Consider the following 22099-nt stretch of genomic DNA (forward strand, 5'->3'; position numbering starts at 1 on the left):
ACAAGGTCCTGCGCCGAAGCGACCACTCGCGATATGCTGGCGGCTCAATCGAACATCGGGCCGCAAACACGATGCGGGAGAGCCGGTACGCCGGCACCGAAGGAGCAAGCCTCCCCGCCAATCTCTCAGGTCCTGTACCGCATCGGACTGGCCACTCTGGAAAGCAGCGCACGTTCGTGGTGCGCTCGCCGACGGTGAAAGCAGTGTCCGCAGCAGCGGCGCTCGTGAAGCTCTCAGGCCAATGACAGAGGGGGAGTTCCCAACGGGCGCCGTCAGGTGCCCGCAGCGCACCACGCGACCCCGGAGAACTCGTGACCGACCTCGAACGAACCAGCCCGCTCCATGCCGTCCACGAAGCCGCCGGCGCGAGCTTCACGGACTTCGCCGGATGGCAGATGCCCGTGCGGTACTCGAGCGACCTCGCCGAGCACCACGCCGTCCGCACCGCCGCCGGCATCTTCGACATCTCCCACATGGCCGAGATCCAGGTCGTGGGCGACGACGCCGCCGACTTCCTCGACCAGGCGCTCGCGGGCAAGCTGTCCGCCATCGATCTGCTCCAGGCCAAGTACTCCCTGCTGCTGAACGAGGTCGGCGGCATCATCGACGACCTCGTCGTCTACCGCAACGGTGAGCACGAGTACCTCGTCGTCGCGAACGCGGGCAACCACGACGCCGTCGTCGCAGCGCTCACCGAGCGGGCCGCGGCGTTCGAGCACGTGGTCGTCATGGACCGCAGCGACGAGATCGCGCTCATCGCCGTCCAGGGGCCCGCCTCCCGCGCCATCCTCCAGTCGACCGAGGGGCTCCACATCCTGGACGAACTGCCCTCCCTCGACGAGGTGAAGTACTACCGCGCGACGGGTGCCTCCTTCGAGAACGGCACGGTCTTCATCGGGCGCACCGGGTACACCGGCGAGGACGGGTTCGAGCTGTACGTCGACGCGGCCGACGCCGTGGAGCTGTGGAACGCCATCGTCGCCGCCGGGACACCGATCGGACTGGTCCCCGCCGGGCTCGCCAGTCGCGACACGCTCCGGCTCGAAGCCGGCATGCCGTTGTACGGCCACGAGCTCGGTCCGGACATGCTGCCCGTGCAGGCCGGACTCGGCCGCGTCGTCGCACTCGGCAAGCACGGCACGTTCATCGGTCGTGACGCCGTCGAGGCCGGTCCGGCGGACGACGCACCGGTGCTCGTCGCCCTCGTCTCCGAGGGGCGTCGCGCCGGTCGCGCCGGTTACCGTGTCCTCGCCGGCGACACGACCATCGGCGAGGTGACGAGCGGGGCGCTGTCGCCAACCCTCGGACACCCGATCGCCATGGCCTACGTGCACCCCGACCACGCCGAGCCGGGCACCGTGCTCGACATCGACGTCCGCGGCACGCGGATCCCCGCGACCGTCACCACGCTCCCCTTCTATTCGAGAGAGAAGTAACCCATGGCCGACAAGACCACCCTCAAGTACACCGCCGAGCACGAGTGGATCCGCGTCGAGGGCGATCTCGCCGTCATCGGTATCACCGACTACGCCGCCGAGAAGCTCGGCGACGTCGTCTTCGTGGACCTCCCCGCCGTCGGTGCGGCGCTCTCGGCCAGCACCGTGGTCGGCGAGATCGAGTCCACGAAGTCCGTCGGCGAGCTCTTCGCCCCGCTCGACGGCGAGGTCGTCGAGGCCAACGATGCCGTCGTCGACGACCCGTCGCTCGTCAACAGCGACCCGTTCGGTGCCGGCTGGCTCGTCTCGGTCCGGTACGACGCGCTGCCCGACACGCTCCTCAGCTGGGACGACTACGCCGCGCTGGTGGGCGAGTGATGGCGGACCGCTTCGCAGAACGGCACATCGGAACCGATACCGCCGCCCAGGCGACGATGCTCGCCGCCGTCGGGTACGACAGCGTCGACGCTCTGCTCGCCGCGGCCGTCCCGTCCGCCATCACGGCCGCCGAACTCGCCTCGTCGAGCATCCCCGACGCCGCGACCGAGCGGGCGGCGCTCGCCGAACTCCGTGAGCTCGCCGGCCGCAACACGGTGAACCGGAGCCTGATCGGTCTCGGTTACTTCGACACGATCACGCCGGCGGTCATCAAGCGGAACGTCCTCGAGAACCCCTCCTGGTACACGGCCTACACGCCGTACCAGCCCGAGATCTCGCAGGGCCGCCTCGAGGCGCTCATCAACTTCCAGACGATGGTCGCCGACCTCACCGGTCTCGACACGGCCAACGCCTCGATGCTCGACGAGAGCACCGCGGTCGTCGAAGGCATGCTCCTCGCGCGCCGGGCCTCGAAGCTCGCCGACGCGACGTTCATCGTCGACGCCGACGCGTACCCGCAGACGAAGGCGCTCCTCCGGAGTCGCGCGGAAGCGGTCGGCATCGACCTCGTCGAGCTGCCGTTGTCGACCACCTCGCCCGAGGAGCTCCCGGCGGCGTTCGGTGTCTTCGTGCAGTACCCCGGTGCCTCCGGGCTCGTGTGGGACCCGTCGGCGATCATCGCGGCGGTCACGGCGGCCGGCGGCGTGTCGGTCGTCGCGGCCGATCTCCTCGCCCTCACGCTCATCTCCTCGCCCGGTTCCCTCGGCGCGGACATCGCGGTCGGGACGAGCCAGCGCTTCGGCGTGCCGATGGGCTTCGGCGGGCCGCACGCTGGGTACCTCGCGGTCCGCAAGGGCCTCGAGCGCCAGATGCCCGGTCGCCTCGTCGGCGTCAGCCAGGACGCGGCGGGTCACCCCGCCTACCGGCTCACGCTGCAGACGCGCGAGCAGCACATCCGCCGTGAGAAGGCCACGAGCAACATCTGCACGGCCCAGGTCCTGCTGGCGGTCATGGCCGCGATGTACGCCGTGTACCACGGGCCCGACGGGCTCAAGCGGATCGCGCAGTCGGTGCACGCGACCACCGCGAGTGCAGCCCGTCTGCTGGGGTCGGCGGGTGTCGAGGTGCTCACGGAGCACTACTTCGACACCCTGCAGGTACGCGTCGCCGACAGCGCAGCGGTGGTGGCGGGTGCGCACGACCGCGGCCTCCTGCTGTGGGCCGTCGACGAGACGACCGTCTCGATGAGCTTCGACGAGGTGAGCGCGGTCGAGAGCGTCGTCCCGACGCTCGTCGAGGTGCTCACGACCGCTGGGAACGCCACCCCCGGAGAGCCGTCGGCGTACGTCTTCGACGAGGGGTCGTCCGCCTCGGCGTTCGGTCCGAGTGCCGTGTCGGAGTACCCGGCCGCGCTTGCCCGCGAGACCGAGTATCTGACGCACCCGGTGTTCAACACGCACCACTCGGAGACCGCCATGATGCGGTACCTCAAGCAGCTGGCCGACCGCGACTACGCGCTCGACCGGGGGATGATCCCGCTGGGTTCGTGCACGATGAAGCTCAACGCCGCCACCGAGATGGAGGCCGTCACCTGGCCCGAGTTCGCCGGGCTGCACCCGTTCGCCCCGCGCGAGGACGTCGCAGGCTCCCTCGAGCTCGTCGACCAGCTCGAGACCTGGCTGGCCGAGGTCACGGGGTACGACTCCGTCTCCCTCCAGCCGAACGCCGGCAGCCAGGGTGAGCTCGCCGGCCTCCTCGCCATCCGCGGCTACCACCGCGCGAACGGCGACGAGCAGCGGACGGTCTGCCTCATCCCGTCGAGCGCGCACGGCACGAACGCGGCCTCCGCCGTCCTCGCCGGCATGCGTGTGGTCGTCGTCGCGTGCGACGAGCAGGGCAACGTCGACCTCGACGACCTCCGGTCGAAGATCGAGGCCAACGCCGAGTCCCTCGCCGCGCTCATGATCACCTACCCGTCCACCCACGGCGTGTACGAGCACGAGGTGAAGACCATCACCCAGGCCGTGCACGACGCCGGCGGCCAGGTCTACGTCGACGGCGCGAACCTCAACGCCCTGCTCGGCTACGCGCGGTTCGGGGAGTTCGGCGGCGACGTCTCGCACCTGAACCTGCACAAGACGTTCTGCATCCCGCACGGCGGTGGCGGCCCCGGTGTCGGGCCGGTCGCGGCGAAGGCGCACCTCGCGCCGTTCCTGCCCGGTCACCCGCTGGCGCAGCGCGCCGAGCACCCGCTGCTCGGCGGCGGGACGGTCGTGCACGACGGCGGTCCGATCTCTGCGGCTCCCTACGGCAGCCCGAGCATCCTGCCGATCTCGTGGGCGTACGTCCGCATGATGGGTTCGGAAGGGCTCCGCGAGGCGACCGGTGCCGCGGTGCTCGCGGCGAACTACATCGCTGCGCGACTGCGCGACCACTATCCCGTCCTGTACACGGGCGACAGCGACCTCGTGGCGCACGAGTGCATCCTCGACCTCCGTCCGCTCAAGGAGGCGACCGGGATCTCCGTCGACGACGTGGCGAAGCGCCTCGTCGACTACGGCTTCCACGCGCCGACGATGTCGTTCCCCGTCGCGGGGACGCTCATGGTCGAGCCGACCGAGAGTGAGGACCTCACCGAGGTCGACCGCTTCGTCGACGCGATGATCGCGATCAAGGCGGAAGCGGACGCCGTCGCGGCGGGCGAGTGGCCTGCCGACGACAACCCGCTCGTCGGGGCGCCGCACACGGCCCAGTCGGTCATCGAGGGGGAGTGGACGCACGCGTACTCGCGCGAGCTCGCCGTCTACCCCGTGCACACGCTCGTGCGCACGAAGTACTGGCCGCCGGTGCGTCGCATCGACCAGGCGTACGGCGACCGCAACCTCGTGTGCGCCTGCCCGCCGCCCGAGGCCTTCGCCTAGCCGGTCCATGAGCACTCCCTCGCCCATTCGTGGGCGAGGGAGTGCTCATTCGTCCCGTGATGGGCGAACGGGTCATCAGGAGGACGGCGTCGCGGCGAAGATCTCCGGCCACCAGGCGACGGCGAGCGGGAAGCCCGCGAACGAGATGATGTCGATGACCGTGTGCGCGACGACGAGGGGCATCACCCGACCCCAGCGCTTGTAGCACCAGCCGAACGCGATCCCCATGGCGACGTTGCCGAAGAACGGCCCGATGCCCTGGTATAGGTGGTAGCTCCCGCGGAGGACTGCGGTCGACAGGATGATCGTCCACCACCCCCACCCGATCTCGCGGAGCCTGGTGTACAGATAGCCGATGATGATGACCTCCTCCTGGAGGCCGGCGCGGAGGGCGGAGAAGACGAGCATCGGGATCGTCCACCAGTACATGGTGTCGGGGAACGTCGAGACCGCGACCGTGACGCCGAGTGCGCGGCCCAACGCGTACACACCGATGCCGGGGACACCGATCGCGGCGACGAGCAGCAGACCGCGGCCGAGGTCGCGTCCGGGTGAGCGGAGGTCGAGTCCCATCCGCGCGAAGCCGCTGCGTCCGGGCTGCCAGAGCAGGTAGATGACGAGGGCGACCGGCGCGAGCTGGAAGAAGAGCCCGAGGAACTGGTAGCTGAAGTCGAGCCACTCCCGGGTGGCCTGCGTGGTGTTGATCGCCGCAGATTGATCGGAGAGCGGCGGCCCCGCGGTGAGCTTCGCGATGAGCGAGATGATCGAGTACACCGCCGACGCCCCGAGGCTCAGCGCGAGGACGATGCCGATCTCCCACCAGCGACGGCTGTCTCCGGCGCCCTCGGGGAGGTCCGGTCCCCGCTCGGTGGTGTTCTGCTCGCTCACCGGTCCATTCTGCTGGCTGGTGGCTCCGAGCGCACCGCATACCATCTGCGCGTCCGCTCGGCGGATATCGGGAGATGAGCGCCTTACGATTCGTATCCAGAACGACGAAGCGACCGCACGAGTTTTGCGATCATGATCGTTCTGTTGCGTCGTGGGCGGGATCCGTGCACGAAAAAGCATCCGTGAGCAACAATCCGTCGATTGGGTTACCGCTGTGTAACGTTTGGCGTCCCAGTTTGCTCGCCGTCCTGCTTCTGCTTATCGTCAGAGTATTCAAAGAGCGATCCAGCGCACACGATGCGCTGTTTTCGCTTGCCCTTTCCCCAAGGAGGAACTGTGAAGTTCAGTCGGTTCGGCTCTGCCGCCGCCATCATCGCAGCAGGGGCTCTCGTCCTCACCGGTTGTTCCGGTGGCGGTTCCAGCAGCGAGAGCACCAGCAGCGCATCATCCGTCATCACGACCAACGGCTCCGAGCCGGAGTCGGGCCTCATCCCCAGCGACACCAACGAGGTCGGTGGCGGAAAGATCATCGACGAGGTCTTCGCAGGCCTCCGCTACTACGCGGCCGACGGCAAGCCGGTCGACGACCTGGCCGAGTCGATCGACACCGATGACTCGACCACCTTCACGATCAAGATCAAGGCTGATCAGAAGTTCACCAACGGCGACCCCGTCACCGCTGACTCGTTCGTCATGGCATGGCAGGACGCCGTCGTCAACCTCCGCAAGAACGCCTCGTTCTTCGCTGACGTCGAGGGCTACAACGAAGACGGCCAGCCCCTGACCGGCCTGAGCGTCGTCGACGACACCACCTTCACGGTGAAGTTGTCCGCACCTGCATCGGACTTCCCGCTGCGTCTGGGCTACTCCGCCTTCTACCCGCTGCCCGCTGCAGCGTTCGACGCGGCCGGCAAGGTCACGGACGAGTTCGGACAGAACCCGATCGGCAACGGCCCGTACAAGGTCGACGGCGACAAGGCGTGGAAGCACAACGAGTCGATCGAACTCGTCAAGAACGACGAGTACAAGGGTGGCCGCGAAGCCAAGAACGGTGGCCTGACCATCACGTTCTACAAGGACTTCGACAGCGCCTACGCCGACCTGCTGAGCGGCAACCTCGACGTCCTGGACCAGATCCCGGACTCCGCGCTCTCCACCTACCAGGACGACCTGGGCGACCGTGCGGTCAACCAGCCGGCCGCCGTGTTCCAGTCCTTCACGATCCCGTCCCGCCTCCCGCACTTCAGCGGTGAAGAGGGTCAGCTGCGTCGTCAGGCCATCTCGTACGCGATCAACCGTGAAGAGATCACGAAGGTCATCTTCAACGGGACCCGCACGCCGGCGACCGACTTCACCTCGCCGGTCATCGACGGCTACTCGAAGGACATCGAGGGTAACGACGTCCTCAAGTACAACGAGAAGAAGGCCAAGGAACTCTGGGCCGAAGCCGACGCCATCTCCCCGTGGGACGGCTCCTTCCAGATCGCGTACAACGCCGACGGGCCGCACCAGGCCTGGGTCGACGCAGTGACCAACGGCATCAAGAACGTCCTGGGCATCGAGTCCTCGGGCGTCCCGGTCGCCGTCTTCGGTGACTTCCGCGCCGGCATCACCAACCGCTCCATCGAGACGGCGTTCCGCTCCGGATGGCAGGCCGACTACCCGGGTCTGTACAACTTCCTCGCTCCGCTCTACGCGACCGGTGCTTCCTCGAACGACGGTGACTACTCGAGCCCCGAGTTCGACAAGCTCCTCTCCGAGGGTTCGTCCGAGACCGACCTGGACGCTGCGAACAAGAAGTTCCAGGACGCCCAGGCGGTCCTCTTCAAGGACCTGCCGGCCATCCCGCTCTGGTACCAGAACGTGAGCGGCGGCTTCGGCGAAGGCGTGCAGAACGTCGAGTTCGGTTGGAACTCGGTGCCGCTGTACTACGAGATCACCAAGTAGTCTTGTAGCGGCATAGCTGGGTGGGTCCGGTTCTTCCGGGCCCACCCAGCTTCACGAGTTCAGGAGTCCCACACCATGGGCGGTTACATTCTTCGTCGTGTCCTGCAGGCTATCCCCGTACTGCTCGGCACGACATTCCTCATCTATTTCATGGTCTTCGCGTTGCCCGGTGATCCCGTGCTCGCATTGTTCGGCGACAAGACGCCGAGCGCCGCGCAGATCGCTCAACTCAACGCCGAGTACAACCTCGACAAGCCGTTCATCGTGCAGTACTTCCTGTACCTCGGCGGCATCTTCACCGGCGACCTCGGAACGTCCTTCTCCGGGCAGCCGGTCAGCGAGATCCTCGCGCAGGCCTTCCCGGTCACGCTGCGGCTCGCCGTCATCGCCGTCTTCTTCGAGATGGTCGCCGGCATCACGATCGGTCTCATCTCCGGCATCCGCAAGGGTGGCATCTTCGACGCCTCGTTCCTCGTGGTCAGCCTGATCCTCATCTCGCTCCCCGTCTTCGTCATCGCGTTCGTCGCGCAGTACGTGTTCGGGATCCAGCTCGGGTGGTTCAGACCGACGGTCGGCCCGGGCGCGCCGATACAAGACCTCTTACTTCCCGCACTGGTCCTCGCCACCATCAGCTTCGCGCAGATCGTGCGGTTGACCCGGTCCTCGGTCATCGAGACGCAGTCGCTCGACTTCGTCCGTACGGCGTACTCGAAGGGCCTCAGCCGTCGCCGGGTCATCCCCGTGCACATCCTGCGCAACTCGCTGATCCCGGTCGTGACCTACCTCGCGGTGGACTTCGGTGTGCTGATCGTCGGCGCCACGGTGACCGAGGGCATCTTCAACGTCCCCGGTGTCGGCCGCACGCTCTACCAGGCCATCCTCCGAGGAGAAGGCCCGACCGTGGTGTCCTTCGTGACGGTGATGGTGTTGTTCTACCTCATCATCAACCTCGTCATCGACCTCTTCTACGCCGTGCTCGACCCAAGGATCCGCTATGTCAAGTAATGATCAGGAGCCGACGATCAAGCGATCCCCGAATCACTTCGTCGCGCCGCTCGAAGAGACCCCCCTCGCGGTCATCGACGCCGTCAAGGTCGACGAGAAGGTCAGCAACCTCTGGACCGACGCCTGGGCGTTCATGCGCCGTCGTCCCATGTTCTGGATCTCGTCCGTCCTCATCCTGCTCGTCGTGGTCGTGGGCCTGTTCCCCTTCCTCTTCACGCAGACGCCCCCGAACAACCAGTGCTTCCTCGAGAACAGCAACGGCGGGCCTGAGGCCGGCCACATCCTCGGGTTCACGAAGCAGGGCTGCGACATCTTCGCGCGGGTCATCTACGGGACCTCCACGTCGCTGTCGGTCGGGCTCATCGTGACGTTGATCACGGCCACGCTCGGCATCGTGTTCGGCGCGTTCGCCGGTTTCTACGGCGGTTGGGTCGACTCGGTGCTGTCCCGCATCGGCGACATCTTCTTCTCCATCCCGTACATCCTCGCGGCCGTCGTCGTCATGTCGGTGCTCGCGAAGTACCGGAGCGTGTGGACGATCTCCTTGGCGATCGGTCTGTTCGCCTGGCCATCAGTCGCCCGAGTGCTTCGAGCGGAGGTGCTCAGGGTCAAGAACGCGGACTACGTCCAAGCGTCCATCGCGCTGGGTGTCTCCCGCTTCAAGATCCTCCTGCGCCACGTGCTGCCGAACGCGATCCCTCCGGTGATCGTCGTCATCACGATCTCGCTGGCGTCCGCGATCGTCGCCGAGGCGACGCTGTCCTTCCTCGGCGTGGGGCTCGGGAGCGAGACCATGTCCTGGGGCAACGACATCAGCCAGGCGCAGCGTGACCTCCGCACGGCCCCGCAGGTGCTGATCTACCCGTCGATCGCGCTGTCGCTCACCGTGCTCAGCTTCATCATGATGGGCGAAGTCCTGCGAGACGCGCTCGACCCGAAGGCGAGGGCCCTGCGTTGAACGCGAGCCAGATGAACACCCAGCAGCCGCTGCTCGAGGTCAAGGACCTCGAGGTCACCTTCCGCACCCAGAGCGGAACGGTCCAGGCCATCCGCAAGACCGGGTTCACCATGATGCCGGGTGAGACCGTCGCGATCGTCGGTGAGTCCGGATCCGGGAAGTCGACGACCGCGCACGCGATCATCAACCTCCTGCCCGGTACCGGCAAGATCAGCGGGGGCGAGATCCTCTTCGAAGGGCGCGACCTCTCGAAGCTGTCGCGCAACGAGATCGAGGACGTCCGCGGACGCCTGATCGGTTTCGTGCCTCAGGACCCGATGTCCAACCTGAACCCGGTGTGGAACATCGGATTCCAGGTCGAGGAGGCCATCCGTGCCAACGGCATCGCCCAGGGCAAGAAGGCCGTCCGCGCCAAGGCGATCGAGGTGCTCCAGCAGGCCGGCCTCTCCGACGCCGACCGTCGCCTGAAGCAGTTCCCGCACCAGTTCTCCGGCGGTATGCGTCAGCGCGTGCTCATCGGTATCGGTCTGTCGTCGAGCCCGAAGCTGCTCATCGCGGACGAGCCCACCTCGGCGCTCGACGTCACGGTGCAGCGGAAGATCCTCGACCACCTCGAGAGCCTGACCCGCGACAGTGGCACGGCGCTGCTCTTCATCACGCACGACCTCGGTCTCGCGGCCGAGCGTGCCGAGAAGCTCATCGTCATGTACAAGGGGCAGATCGTCGAGGCCGGTCCGTCGGTCGAGATCCTGCAGAACCCGGTGCACCCGTACACGAAGCGGCTCGTCGCAGCGGCGCCGAGCCTGGCTTCGCGTCGCATCCAGTCGGCGACCGGATCGCTCGAGACCCTCGATCACGAGGCTCCCGTCGGTTCGGAGGGCATCGACCTCATCGTCGCCGCCGAGCACCGCGCTGCGGCGCAGGCCGCCCAGCCGGACGCGGAAGCCGCGATCGTGGTCAAGGACCTCGAGAAGGTCTACAACATCCGTGGGCAGAAGGCGGCTGAGCGGGAGCTCAAGGCCGTCGACGGCGTCTCGTTCGAGATCCCGAGGGGCACCACCATGGCGCTCGTCGGCGAGTCCGGATCCGGGAAGTCGACCGTGGCGAAGCTGCTCCTGCAGCTGGAGACACCGACGTCCGGCCAGATCCGCATCGGTGGCAAGGCGATGGAGGGGCTCGATCGCAAGGGCCTCCTCGCGCTGCGTCGGAAGATGCAGCCGGTCTTCCAGGACCCCTACGGTTCCCTCGATCCGCTGCGGAACATCGGCAACACGATCGCTGAACCGCTCGTCACGCACAAGGTGGGCGACAAGGCCTCCCGCCGTGCGCGCGTGCTGGAGCTCCTCGATCAGGTCTCGCTGCCGCAGGCGGTCGCGACCCGGTACCCGAACGAGCTCTCCGGTGGACAGCGTCAGCGCATCGCGATCGCTCGCGCACTCGCGTTGAAGCCTGAGATCGTCGTCCTCGACGAGGCGGTGTCCGCGCTCGACGTCCTCGTCCAGGCGCAGATCCTGCAGTTGCTCGCCGACCTCCAGTCGGAGCTGCAGCTGACGTACCTCTTCATCACCCACGATCTCGCGGTCGTGCGCGTGATCGCCGACAACGTCGCGGTCATGCAGAAGGGGAAGATCGTGGAGGCGTCGACCACGGACGACGTCTTCGAGAACCCGAAGCAGCAGTACACGCGGGAACTCCTCGACGCCATCCCCGGCGCCGGGATCGAGCTCGCGCTGTAACCGGCGCACCACGTCGAAGGGCGGTGCCGCGGAGTGATCCGTGGCACCGCCCTTCGACGTTGTGGGAGGCGTCCGCCGGTCGCTAGCCGAGGAGCGCCGAGGCGACGCCCCAGAGGACGAGTGCGGCCGTGACGCCGAGGGCGACGACGTCCCAGCGCGAGGTGGCGAGGCGGTCGTCCTTCGGGTCGATCCGGCCCCAGCGTTCGTGCGCGCGGTCGATGAGGTCGACGGCCGTCGGACCCTCGTTCCCGGCGCGACCGGGTCGGCGGACACCTGCCGCGCGGTCCTGATGGTCGACCCCGCGTCGTCCGGCGCGTCCGCCGATCATCGACGGACGGTCGAGACCGGCGCTCGGTGCGCCCCAGCTCGTGATCTTCCGACCGTCGCGGAGGAGCACCGTGAGCTGGTAGCGGCTGGTCGCCTCCTCCATGCGCGACCACGGGATGTCGTGGAGACGCCCCACGTTCACGATGGTCAGCTGCGACGGCTCGATGACGATGCAGGGACGGACGAGGACGAGGTAGACCAGCCACACGACGAGGAGCTCCCACGGGAGCGCCTGGACCGCGAAGCCCCAGGCCCCGCGGCCGACGGCGTCGATGATGAAGAAGACCATGAGGAGGGCGGTGACCCCGAGGATCCAGAAGCCGCTCGTGCTCCGCAGGGTGGTCCGATTGCCGGCGTTCGTCGCGTCGTTCACATCCACCATCCTTCCAGGCCGCCGACCCGCGGGGGCCGTGCGGCTCGATCAGGCGGTGACGAGCCGATCGCTCTCCGCGTGGTGGCACGCCACGAGCCGTCCGTCGACGGGGCGTTCTCGCGGATCGTCGCGTTCGCAGACCGCCTGCTTCTCCGCCGGCAGCAACTGGAACAGCGGGCAGCGGCTCCGGAAACTGCAGCCGACCCGGTCGTCGCTGGGGGAGGGGAGGTCGCCGTTCAGCAGGATGCGCTGCCGGCTGCGTTCGATCTCGGGGTCCGGGACCGGCACCGCGGAGAGGAGCGCCTGCGTGTACGGGTGCTTCGGGTCGTCGAAGATCGTGGCACTGGGTCCGTACTCGACGATGCGCCCGAGGTACATGACCGCCACGTCGTCGGCGATGTGCCGGACGACGGCGAGGTCGTGGGCGACGAAGAGGTACGAGAGTCCGAGTCGCTGCTTGAGGTCTTCGAGCAGGTTGATGACGCCGGCCTGGACGGAGACGTCGAGCGCTGAGACCGGCTCGTCGAGCACGAGGATCTTCGGTTCGACGACGAGCGCCCGGGCGATGCCGATGCGCTGTCGCTGGCCACCCGAGAACTCGTGCGGGTACCGGCCGGCGAAGGACGGCTCCAGGCCGACGAGTTCGAGCATGGCCCCGACGCGTGAGCGGATCTCGGTGGGGGAGACCCCGTGGACGGTCAACGGTTCGCCGATGATGTCCTCGATCGTCATGCGCGGATCGAGCGAGGCCATCGGGTCCTGGAACACCACCTGGATGTCGCTGCGCAGCTTCCGGCGGTCGGGCTTCGACAGCGTCGCGGTGTCGACCCCGTTCACGTGGATGCTGCCGCCCTGCGTCCTGGCGAGTTCGAGGATCTCCATGATCGTCGTCGTCTTCCCGCAGCCGGACTCCCCGACGAGGCCGAGGGTGCGTCCGCGCTGCACACTGAACGAGACGCCGTCGACCGCGCGGACGGTGCCGATGTTGCGACGGAACACGACGCCCTTCGTGAGCGGGAAGGCGCGGGTCAGGCCGCGGACGTCGAGTACGGTCTCCTGGGCGACCTCGGCGACGAGCTCCTCCGGCACCTCGTCCGGCCGAGGGAAGATCTCCGGGCGGCGCAGCGATCCGTCGGCGATCTCGCCGGCGCGGATGCACGCCGCGGTGTGGTCGACCGAGGTCGTCGGGTCCTCGACGGGACCGTCGAGGACGGGGAGCAGCGCCGGTTCACCCTCGAGGCAGGCGGCCACGGCGATCGGGCAGCGCGGGGCGAAGGGGCAGCCGGTCGGCACGGTCGTCAACAGCGGTGGGCGTCCCTCGAGTGGGACGAGTCGTTCCTGCTGGTTCGCGGCCATGTTCGGCATGGATCGCAGCAGACCGATCGTGTACGGCATGAGGGGTTCGCGGAACAACGGGACGACGGGTGCCGTCTCGACGATCCGGCCCGCATACATCACGGCGACCCGGTCGGCGTTGCCGGCGACGACACCGAGGTCGTGCGTGATGAGCACCACGGCGGCGCCGGTGATGTCCTTCGCCTTCTGGAGCACCTCGAGGATCTGCGCCTGGATGGTGACGTCGAGCGCGGTGGTCGGCTCGTCGGCGATGATCAGCTGCGGGTCGTTCGCGATGGCGATCGCGATCATGGCCCGCTGACGCATGCCGCCGGAGAACTCGTGCGGGAACGACTTCGCACGCCGCTCCGCGTTCGGGATGCCGACGATCTTCAGCAGTTCGACGGCCCGGGTCTCGGCGGCGCGCTGCGAGAGCGCGGAGTCGTGGAGGCGGAGCCCCTCGGCGATCTGCTGACCGATCGTGTAGACGGGTGTGAGGGCCGAGAGCGGGTCCTGGAAGATCATGGCGATGTCGCGCCCGCGGATCTTCGACAGTTCCTTGTCGGACTGGCCGAGCAGCTCGACGCCGTCGTAGCGGATGCTGCCGCTCACCTGCGCGTTGGTCGGGAGCAGCCCCATGACGGCCATCGAGGAGACGCTCTTGCCGGAGCCCGACTCGCCGACGATGCCGAGGAACTCGCCTCGCCGCACCTCGTAGGAGACACCGCGGACGGCGTGCACGGGCGTGCCGGCGTTGGGGAAGGTGACGGTGAGGTCGTCGACCTTGAGGAGCGGCGCTGTCGCCTGGGGGTCAGTCACGGTTGGCTCCTGAGGTCGGGTCGATGGCGTCGCGGAGGGCGTCGCCGAGGAGGCTCGAGGCGAGCACGGTGATGACGAGGATCGCTGCCGGGAAGACGAACAGCCAGGGCCGCGTCACGGCCGCACTCGCACCGGCGGCGAGCAGGGTGCCGAGCGAGACGTCGGGTGCCTGGACGCCGAAGCCGAAGAAGCTCAGCGTCGTCTCCGACAGGATCGCCGCGCCGATGCCGAGCGTCGCGTCGATGATGAGGAGGCTCGCGACGTTCGGGATGATGTGCCGACGGATGATCGTGAACCCGGGGACGCCCATGAAGCGAGCGGCCTTGACGTACTCGCGTTCGCGGAGCGACATCGTCTGCCCGCGGATGACGCGGGCGAGCACCATCCAGCCGAACAGGACGAGGAAGACGACGAGGGCGAGCCAGGAGAGCGACTTGAACGCCGGGCTGAGGAGCACGAGGAGGAAGAAGCCGGGGATGACGAGGAGCAGGTCGATGAGCCAGACGATCGCCTTGTCCCAGACGCCGCCGACGTAACCGGCGATGGCCCCGACGAGTCCGGCGATGATCGCCGCCCCCGGGCCGACGATCAGGCCGATGACGATGGACTTCTGCAGACCGACGAGGGTCTGCGCGTACACGTCCTGGCCGATGTTGTTCGTGCCGAACCAGTGCGACAGCGAGGGCGGCTGGCTGAAGGCGAGGCCGTCCTGGTCGGTGAAGGACCAGGGGGAGAGCAGCGGGCCGATGAAGGCCCAGAGGATGATGAAGAGGAGGACGCCTCCACCGATGCGGGCGCGCTTCGTGGCGAGCACCTTCCGGAGGATCGTGCGTCCGCGGGACTGCGGCCGCTTGGGCGTATCCCGCATCGTCTCGGGTTCCCCGACGGTGAGGGTCGATGGGTCGGTCAGCGCCATGTCGTTACACCCGCACTCTCGGGTCGAGCGCCGCATAGATCACGTCGGAGAGGGTTCCGGCGATCAGGACGAGGATGGAGGTGAAGAGGATCGTTCCGGCGGCGGCGTTGATGTCCGAGTTCGAGACGCTCGTGAGGAGGTACTCGCCCATGCCGTGCCAGCTGAAGACGTTCTCCGTCACGCTCGCGCCGGTGAGGATGAGCCCGAACGAGTAGGCGAAGAACGTCGACATCGGGATGAGCGCTACGCGGACGCCGTGTCGGATGATCGCGGAGCCGCGGGTCCGGCCCTTCGAGCGGGCGGTCCGGATGTAGTCGGCGCTCATCACGTCGAGCATGGCGCTGCGCTGGTACCGCGAGTACGAGGCGACGGCGCCGACGGTGAGGGTGATGGTGGGCAACAGCAGATGCATCGCCCGGTCGCCGAACTGTGTCCAGAACCCGCCCTGTAAGCCGGCGGTGTACTCGCCGGTGAAGTTGATGACGTTCGTGCCGACCGCCTGGTTGAGCGACGTCGCGAGGATCATGAGCACGACGCCGATGACGAAGACGGGCATCGCGAGGATCGTGAACGAGGCGTAGGTGATGATCTGGTCGCTGGCCCGGTACTGGCGGACAGCGCCCCAGACGCCGAGGGCGACGCCGATGACCGCGCCCAGGATGGTGCCGATGACGAGGAGTCGGAGGCTCGTACCCGAACGCTCGAAGATGTCGGCCGTGACCTGGGTGCCGCGGGTGCTGACGCCGAGGGACCCGGTGGTCACGAGCTGGGTGACCCAGTCCCAGAGGCGTTCGAGCAGCGGCACCTTCGGGTTGACGCCCATCTTGTCGAGCGCCGCGTCGATCGAGGACTGCGGGATGGGCGGGTTCTTCCCGAGGAACCGGGCCGAGGGCTGGAGCGTCATGCTCACGAGCACGTAGCCCAGCATGGTGGCGATGGCGGAGAGGAACAGGTAGTTGACCAACCGCCGTGCAATGAACCCGATCATGTACCAGCCTTGCGAAGTCGTTGTGCGGGACCGCGTCGTCCCGTCAGCTGTGCTCCCCTCGTGGGGTGGAGACACTGTAACCCCGAACCATCGGGAATCAGAAAACGACGCGTGTACTCAGGAAACGAAACGTATGTTTCCGGCTCGTACCGTCGAGAAATCGAAACGGTAACAATTCGTGCCCACTTGTGGGGGATCCCCGGAGCGGGTGCAAGATGGTCCACATTGGCCTGCGCGCCTTCCGCTCCGCATCGGTGCGGCGTTGCGCAGTTACACGTCACGAAAGGTGGATCTCGATGAGTTCCAGAACACAGGGATCGAAGCGGCGCGGCGGGATGATCCTCGCCGGCGTCTCGATCGTCGCCCTCGCATTGACGGCTTGCACTGGAGGCGGTTCAGGCGGTGGCGGCTCGACGTCGAAGCCCGCCGAGCTGTCCGGCACCGGCTGGGAGCGCGCCGACGCCGACCAGATCGCCCAGGGCGGTTCGCTCAACCTCGCCGTCGACGCGATCCCCGCGAACTGGAACCTCTACAACCTCGACAGCGGCACCGTCGACGACCAGTTCCTCAGCAACCTGTACACGCCGTCGTTCATCAACATCAAGGAGGACGGCACCTGGGAGGCGAACCCCGACTTCGCGACCTCCGTCGAGCTGAAGACCGAGGACCCGCAGGTCGTCGAGATCAAGATCAACCCGGACGCTGTCTGGTCGGACGGCACCGCCATGAGCGTCGACGACTTCGCCGCCACCTGGAAGTCACTGAACGGCGTCGACCCCGCCTACGCGCCCACCGCCACCAACGTGTGGAAGGACATCGAGTCCGTCACCGCCGGCGACAGCCCGCAGGACGTCCTCATCACGTTCAAGAACAAGAACGCCGACTGGCCCTCCATTCTCGGCAACATCTGGCCGAAGTGGCTCGGCGCGACGCCGGAGTCCTTCAACACCCTCTGGGCGACCGGCCCCTACGCGGCTGACGGCACCACCTACGTCTCCGGCGGCCCGTACATCGTCAGCAAGATCGACCAGACCGGCGCGGTCGTGACCTTCGCGCCCAACCCGAAGTGGTGGGGCGACAAGCCGAAGCTCGACAACATCATCTTCAAGCAGGTGTCCCGCTCCGGTCTCGCGCAGGCGTTCTCCAACAGTGAGATCGACGTCTTCAGCATCGGCTCGAACGCCGACAACTACGAGACGGCCAAGAAGCGCAGCGACGCTGAGATCCAGCGTTCGCGCGGCACGACGTACAACCACATCACCCTGAACGGTACGTCCGAGGTCCTGAGCGACCCCGAGGTCCGGCAGGCGTTCGCCAAGTCGATCAACCGTCAGACCATCGCCGAGGCCCGCCTCGCCGCGATCGACGCACCGACCGACCTGTTGAACAACCTCATCTTCCTCCCGGGCCAGGACGGCTACGAGGACGACGCCTCCAAGGTGCTCGGCTACGACATCGACGCGGCCAAGAAGCAGCTCGAGGACGCCGGTTGGAAGGAAGGCAGCGGCGGCATCCGCGAGAAGGACGGCCAGAAGCTGACCGTCCGCTACGTCATCGACTCCGACAACCCGGTCTCCGCCGAGACGTCGCAGCAGGTGCAGGCCATGGTGAAGGAGGCGGGCTTCGACCTGCAGATCGACACCGTCCCCTCGGACGACTTCTTCACGAAGTACGTCACCACCGAGACCCGCGACTTCGACGCCGTGAGCTTCGCGTGGCAGGGCACCGCCTTCCCGATCTCCAGCACCGAGTCGATCTTCTACCCGGCCGACTCCGGGCAGAACTTCCCCGGCGTCACCGACGACTCGCTCGGTGACCTCTGGGCGAGCGCCAACGCGGAGCTCGACCCCGACAAGCGCCTCGAGATCGCGAAGGAGATCGACAAGAAGATCGTCGCCCTCGCGACCACGCTCCCGCTGTTCCCGGTGCCGTACACCTACGGCGTCAAGACCGGCCTCGTGAACTACGGGCCGACCCAGTTCGAGACCATCGACTGGAAGAACGTGGGCTGGAAGAAGTAAGCGACACGACGGGTTCCTCCTGAACCCTGAGGACGACGGGCATCGGCGGGAAACCGCCGGTGCCCGTCGCCGTTCAGCCCCCGGCCAGGACTCCTGCGGTATGATGGTCCGTCGGCACCATCGTGCCCGAATCCCATCCACTTGAAGGAAGCCACCCTTTTATGGCGCTCGCCACTCGTTCCGATCTGCGCAATGTCGCGATCGTGGCCCACGTTGACCACGGCAAGACGACCCTCGTCGACGCCATGCTGCGACAGACCAACTCTTTCGCCGAACACGCCCACCTCGAAGAACGCGCCATGGACTCGAATGAGCTCGAGCGCGAAAAGGGCATCACCATCCTCGCCAAGAACACGGCGATCTCGTACAAGGGCGAACACGCCACCGACGGCCCGATCACGATCAACGTCATCGACACCCCGGGTCACGCCGACTTCGGCGGAGAGGTCGAGCGCGGCCTGTCCATGGTCGACGGTGTCGTCCTCCTCGTCGACGCGTCCGAGGGCCCCCTCCCGCAGACCCGCTTCGTGCTCCGCAAGGCGCTCGAGGCCAAGCTGCCCGTCATCCTCCTGGTCAACAAGACCGACCGTCCCGATGCGCGCATCGACGAGGTCGTCGTCGAGAGCCAGGACCTCCTCATCGGTCTCGCCAGCGACATGGCCGACGACGTCCCCGACCTCGACCTCGACGCCATCCTCGACGTCCCGGTCGTGTACGCCTCGGGTAAGGCCGGCCGTGCGTCGTCCAACAAGCCCGCCAACGGCGAACTGCCCGACAGCGAAGACCTCGAGCCGCTCTTCGAGGCCATCCTCGAGCACATCCCGGCTCCGCAGTACGACGACGAGCACCCGCTCCAGGCGCACGTCACGAACCTCGACGCCTCGCCGTTCCTCGGTCGCCTCGCGCTCCTGCGCATCTTCAACGGCACGTTGAAGAAGGGCCAGACGGTCGCCTGGGTCCGCCACGACGGCGACGTCCACAACGTCCGCGTCACCGAGCTCATGATCACGAAGGCACTCGACCGCTACCCGGCCGAGAGCGCCGGCCCCGGCGACATCGTCGCCGTCGCCGGTTTCGCCGACATCATGATCGGCGACACCCTGGCCGACCCCGAGGACGTCCGCGCGCTGCCGGCCATCACGGTCGACGACCCGGCCATCTCGATGACGATCGGTACCAACACCTCGCCGCTCATGGGCAAGGTCAAGGGCCACAAGCTCACCGCGCGCATGGTCAAGGACCGCCTCGACCGCGAGCTCATCGGTAACGTCTCACTCAAGGTCCTCGACATCGGTCGACCCGACGCGTGGGAGGTCCAGGGCCGTGGAGAGCTCGCGCTCGCCATCCTCGTCGAGCAGATGCGTCGCGAAGGCTACGAGCTCACCGTCGGCAAGCCGCAGGTGGTCACGAAGCGCATCGACGGCAAGGTCCACGAGCCGTACGAGCACCTCACCATCGACGCCCCCGAGGAGCACCTCGGCGCGATCACCCAGCTCCTCGCCGCTCGCAAGGGTCGCATGGAGAACATGTCGAACCACGGCACCGGCTGGGTCCGCATGGAGTTCATCGTCCCGTCGCGCGGCCTCATCGGCTTCCGCTCCGAGTTCCTCACCGCCACGCGCGGCACGGGGATCGCCAACGCGTTGGCACACGGATACGGGGAGTGGGCCGGCACGATCACGACGCGCAACAACGGCTCGATCGTCGCCGACCGCTCCGGCGTCGTCACCCCCTTCGCGATCATCGCGCTGCAGGAGCGCATGTCGTTCTTCGTGCAGCCGACCGAAGAGGTCTACGAGGGCATGGTCATCGGCGAGAACTCGCGCAACGACGACATGGACGTCAACATCACCAAGGAGAAGAAGCTGACCAACATGCGTCAGTCTTCGGCCGACAACTTCGAGTCGATGACGCCGCCGCGCGTCCTCACGCTCGAGGAGAGCCTCGAGTTCGCCCGCGAGGACGAGTGCGTCGAGGTCACGCCCGAGCACGTGCGCATCCGCAAGGTCGAGCTCGATGCTCAGGCCCGCCAGCGCAGCTACTCGCGTCTCAAGAAGCAGTCCGAGTAGGCAGTAGACGCTCCAACCCGATGCCCGGTCCTCTCAGGAAGACCGGGCATCCGGTCGTTAAGCTGATCGCATGCGCCGACCCGCCTCCCTCGCCCTGCTGGCCGCCCTCGTCCTCGCTCCGACGCTCGCCGGGTGCAGCGTCATCGAGTCGACCGTCAAGGATTCCGTCGAGCAGGGCATCCGCGACGCCACCGGTGGCGACTTCGACGTGAACCTCGACGAGGGGCTGCCGGACGGATACCCCGTCGACGCGGTCCCGGTGGTCGACGGCACGGTCAACGGTGGACGTGGGACGGTCGACGGCAAGGACACCTTCGTCGTCACGGTGCAGGCGACCGACGCCGCCACCGCAGCCAAGGACGCGCTCGTCGCGGCGGGCTTCACGATCGACGGGGAGATCGCGAACGGCGACGGTTCGATCGTGACGCTGTCGACGACGGCCTATGACGTGAAGCTCGTCGCCTCGGCGGACAGCATCCTCTACACGGTGACGGTCAAGTAGCACTTCGACAGGCTCAGTGACCGGTCAGGGAGGGCTCAGTGACCGGGGGTCAGCGACCGGACGTGTCCTACGCGAAGAGCGTCTCGCCGACCCAGCCGTCCTTGCTCGCGCCCGGGGGCACCGCGAAGATCGCCGACCCGACGTGCTTGATGTACTCGTTGAGCGCATCGGTGGCCAGCGCGCGCTGCACGTCGATGAACTGCTTCGGCGATCGCTGGTACGACATGAAGAACAACCCCGCGTTCAACCGCCCGAGGTCGTCGTTGCCGTCGACGAAGTTGTATCCGCGTCGCAGGAGCTTCGTGCCCTTGAGCTGGGTCGGGTGCGCCAGGCGCACGTGTGAGTGCTTGTCGATGAGCGGCTGATCCGTTGCGCCGACCGCATCGAAGTCGGGCTCAGTGAACTCCTTGCCGCCCGACAGCGGTGCGCCCTCGCCCTTGCTCCGACCGATGACGCGCTCCTGCTCCTGGAGCTGCGCGCGGTCCCAGGTCTCGATGATCATGCGGATCTTCCGGACCACGAGGTAGGAACCACCGCTCAGCCAGGCGGCGCTGTCTCCGTCCTGGACCCAGACCTGCTCCTCGACCGTCTTGGTCTCCTCGGACTTGACGTTCGCGGTGCCGTCTTTGAACCCGAACAGGTTGCGCGGGGTGACCTGGCTGGTGGAGGTCGACGAAGTGCGACCGAAGCCGAGCTGCGACCAGCGGATGGAGGCACGTCCGAACGCGATGCGGCTCAGGTTACGGATCGCGTGCACGGCGACCTGCGGGTCGTCGGCGCACGCCTGGATGCAGAGGTCGCCACCGGTGAGGCCCGCCTGGAGGTTGTCGCCCGTGAAGCGAGGGAGCTTCTCCAACTCGGCCGGGCGACGGTCGGCGATGCCGAACCGGTCCGTGCCGTCCTCGGCGGTGAAGAGCGTGGGTCCGAACCCGAAGGTGATCGTGAGCCCGCTGGCGGGCAGTCCGAGCGCTTCTCCGGTGTCGACCGGGGGAGCGAGCGGGGAGCCGTCGACGGCACCGCCGTCGGCGACCTCCTTCCCCTGCGTCATGCGTGCCGCGGCGACACTCCAGTCCTGGAGCAGCTCGATGAGCTCCTCCTGAGTGGTGCCCGCCGACACGTCGTACGCGGCGAAGTGCAGGCGGTCCTGCGCCGGCGTCGTGATCCCGCTCTGGTGGGCCCCGTTGAACGGGTAGACCGTCGTGACGCCCGTGGCACTCGCCGAGGCACTCACAGCGGCGGTGATGGCCGCGGTCGCGCCGGCTCCGGCCGCCAGCCCTGCGGCGCCCGCTCCGGCCAGGCCGAACAGCGCCCGGCGCGACAGCCCGCGCCGCGGCGGGTCGCTCGGTGGTGCGGACGCGGCGCCGGGTTGAGGCGCGGTGGGCGTCGATCCTGCCTCGGGTCCAGACGCGGTGGGCGTGGACCCTGCCTCGGTTGCAGGAGTCGTGGGGGGAGTGTGCTCGGTCATCGGACCTCATGCTAT

At 67.5% G+C, this 22099-nt stretch carries 16 protein-coding genes and 1 riboswitch; of the genes, 10 read left to right on the forward strand and 6 right to left on the reverse strand.

Features of this window, described 5'->3' with window-relative positions; translation table 11 throughout:
- Positions 1-64 precede the first annotated feature (64 nt).
- Positions 65-150: riboswitch (glycine riboswitch) on the forward strand.
- Between the two features lie 161 nt (positions 151-311).
- The 3 genes from gcvT to gcvP are packed head-to-tail and all read left to right on the forward strand — an operon-like array spanning position 312 to position 4735.
- A complete protein-coding gene (gcvT, locus tag ITJ66_RS08360; RefSeq protein WP_194644355.1) occupies positions 312-1436 on the forward strand; it encodes a glycine cleavage system aminomethyltransferase GcvT in 1125 nt (374 codons plus the stop codon).
- Positions 1437-1439: 3 nt separating this feature from the next.
- Positions 1440-1814: a glycine cleavage system protein GcvH gene (gcvH, locus tag ITJ66_RS08365; RefSeq protein WP_064296422.1), complete on the forward strand. Its 375-nt coding sequence runs from the start codon at positions 1440-1442 to the stop codon at positions 1812-1814.
- Entirely contained in the window at positions 1814-4735 is a 2922-nt protein-coding gene (gcvP, locus tag ITJ66_RS08370) for an aminomethyl-transferring glycine dehydrogenase (RefSeq protein ID WP_194644356.1), read from the forward strand. The genes gcvH and gcvP overlap by 1 nt, the downstream gene beginning before the upstream one ends.
- 75 nt (positions 4736-4810) lie before the next feature.
- On the opposite strand, the gene ITJ66_RS08375 is transcribed toward gcvP, so the two are convergent.
- Entirely contained in the window at positions 4811-5623 is an 813-nt protein-coding gene (locus tag ITJ66_RS08375) for a CPBP family intramembrane glutamic endopeptidase (RefSeq protein WP_307783541.1), read from the reverse strand.
- A 336-nt stretch (positions 5624-5959) separates the two neighbouring features.
- On the opposite strand from ITJ66_RS08375, the gene ITJ66_RS08380 reads away from it, so the two are divergent.
- The 4 genes from ITJ66_RS08380 (at position 5960) to ITJ66_RS08395 (ending at position 11269) form a co-directional block, all read left to right on the forward strand.
- Entirely contained in the window at positions 5960-7570 is a 1611-nt protein-coding gene (locus ITJ66_RS08380) for an ABC transporter substrate-binding protein (RefSeq protein WP_229938667.1), read from the forward strand.
- A gap of 75 nt (positions 7571-7645) precedes the next feature.
- Positions 7646-8575, forward strand: coding sequence for an ABC transporter permease (locus tag ITJ66_RS08385; protein ID WP_064296418.1), 930 nt, complete (start codon positions 7646-7648; stop codon positions 8573-8575).
- Positions 8565-9533: an ABC transporter permease gene (locus ITJ66_RS08390; RefSeq protein WP_064296417.1), complete on the forward strand. Its 969-nt coding sequence runs from the start codon at positions 8565-8567 to the stop codon at positions 9531-9533. The genes ITJ66_RS08385 and ITJ66_RS08390 overlap by 11 nt, the downstream gene beginning before the upstream one ends.
- Before the next feature lie 11 nt (positions 9534-9544).
- Positions 9545-11269 (forward strand): ABC transporter ATP-binding protein, encoded by a 1725-nt coding sequence (locus tag ITJ66_RS08395; protein WP_064296416.1) that lies wholly within the window; start codon positions 9545-9547, stop codon positions 11267-11269.
- Between the two features lie 82 nt (positions 11270-11351).
- Here ITJ66_RS08395 and ITJ66_RS08400 read toward each other — a convergent pair whose 3' ends face one another.
- The 4 genes from ITJ66_RS08400 to ITJ66_RS08415 are packed head-to-tail and all read right to left on the reverse strand — an operon-like array spanning position 11352 to position 16027.
- Entirely contained in the window at positions 11352-11969 is a 618-nt protein-coding gene (locus ITJ66_RS08400) for a hypothetical protein (protein WP_194644359.1), read from the reverse strand.
- Between the two features lie 48 nt (positions 11970-12017).
- Positions 12018-14123, reverse strand: coding sequence for an ABC transporter ATP-binding protein (locus tag ITJ66_RS08405; protein WP_194644360.1), 2106 nt, complete (start codon positions 14121-14123; stop codon positions 12018-12020).
- Positions 14116-15039, reverse strand: a complete 924-nt coding sequence (locus tag ITJ66_RS08410; RefSeq protein ID WP_191940786.1) for an ABC transporter permease — start codon at positions 15037-15039, stop codon at positions 14116-14118. The genes ITJ66_RS08405 and ITJ66_RS08410 overlap by 8 nt, the downstream gene beginning before the upstream one ends.
- Before the next feature lie 4 nt (positions 15040-15043).
- Entirely contained in the window at positions 15044-16027 is a 984-nt protein-coding gene (locus ITJ66_RS08415; RefSeq protein ID WP_079705532.1) for an ABC transporter permease, read from the reverse strand.
- A gap of 296 nt (positions 16028-16323) precedes the next feature.
- Between ITJ66_RS08415 and ITJ66_RS08420 the strand changes: the two genes are divergently transcribed.
- The 3 genes from ITJ66_RS08420 (at position 16324) to ITJ66_RS08430 (ending at position 20619) form a co-directional block, all read left to right on the forward strand.
- Positions 16324-18048, forward strand: a complete 1725-nt coding sequence (locus tag ITJ66_RS08420) for an ABC transporter family substrate-binding protein (RefSeq protein WP_194644361.1) — start codon at positions 16324-16326, stop codon at positions 18046-18048.
- Between the two features lie 161 nt (positions 18049-18209).
- The gene (gene typA, locus ITJ66_RS08425; RefSeq protein WP_194601746.1) at positions 18210-20117 is read left to right on the forward strand and encodes a translational GTPase TypA; all 1908 of its coding nucleotides are present in this window, start codon (positions 18210-18212) and stop codon (positions 20115-20117) included.
- Between the two features lie 70 nt (positions 20118-20187).
- On the forward strand, positions 20188-20619 hold the full coding sequence (locus ITJ66_RS08430) for a hypothetical protein (RefSeq protein ID WP_124769011.1): 432 nt from the start codon (positions 20188-20190) through the stop codon (positions 20617-20619).
- A gap of 67 nt (positions 20620-20686) precedes the next feature.
- Here the strand turns inward: ITJ66_RS08430 and efeB are convergent, their stop codons facing one another.
- Positions 20687-22084 carry an iron uptake transporter deferrochelatase/peroxidase subunit gene (gene efeB / locus ITJ66_RS08435; protein WP_194644362.1) on the reverse strand — a complete coding sequence of 466 codons (1398 nt, stop codon included), beginning with the start codon at positions 22082-22084 and terminating at the stop codon, positions 20687-20689.
- Positions 22085-22099: the final 15 nt, after the last annotated feature.

It is taken from the genome of Plantibacter sp. VKM Ac-2885 (assembly GCF_015351205.1).
Classification (GTDB): Bacteria; Actinomycetota; Actinomycetes; order Actinomycetales; family Microbacteriaceae; genus Plantibacter; species Plantibacter auratus.

Bases quoted from the DNA above. Each gene is read 5' to 3' on its own strand.
- gcvH (WP_064296422.1), top strand. From the start codon at position 1,440: ATGGCCGACAAGACCACCCTCAAGTACACCGCCGAGCACGAGTGGATC.
- gcvP (WP_194644356.1), top strand. From the start codon at position 1,814: ATGGCGGACCGCTTCGCAGAACGGCACATCGGAACCGATACCGCCGCC.
- ITJ66_RS08385 (WP_064296418.1), top strand. From the start codon at position 7,646: ATGGGCGGTTACATTCTTCGTCGTGTCCTGCAGGCTATCCCCGTACTG.
- ITJ66_RS08390 (WP_064296417.1), top strand. From the start codon at position 8,565: ATGTCAAGTAATGATCAGGAGCCGACGATCAAGCGATCCCCGAATCAC.
- ITJ66_RS08395 (WP_064296416.1), top strand. From the start codon at position 9,545: ATGAACACCCAGCAGCCGCTGCTCGAGGTCAAGGACCTCGAGGTCACC.
- ITJ66_RS08410 (WP_191940786.1), bottom strand. From the start codon at position 15,039: ATGGCGCTGACCGACCCATCGACCCTCACCGTCGGGGAACCCGAGACG.
- ITJ66_RS08415 (WP_079705532.1), bottom strand. From the start codon at position 16,027: ATGATCGGGTTCATTGCACGGCGGTTGGTCAACTACCTGTTCCTCTCC.
- ITJ66_RS08420 (WP_194644361.1), top strand. From the start codon at position 16,324: ATGAGTTCCAGAACACAGGGATCGAAGCGGCGCGGCGGGATGATCCTC.
- typA (WP_194601746.1), top strand. From the start codon at position 18,210: ATGGCGCTCGCCACTCGTTCCGATCTGCGCAATGTCGCGATCGTGGCC.
- ITJ66_RS08430 (WP_124769011.1), top strand. From the start codon at position 20,188: ATGCGCCGACCCGCCTCCCTCGCCCTGCTGGCCGCCCTCGTCCTCGCT.
- efeB (WP_194644362.1), bottom strand. From the start codon at position 22,084: ATGACCGAGCACACTCCCCCCACGACTCCTGCAACCGAGGCAGGGTCC.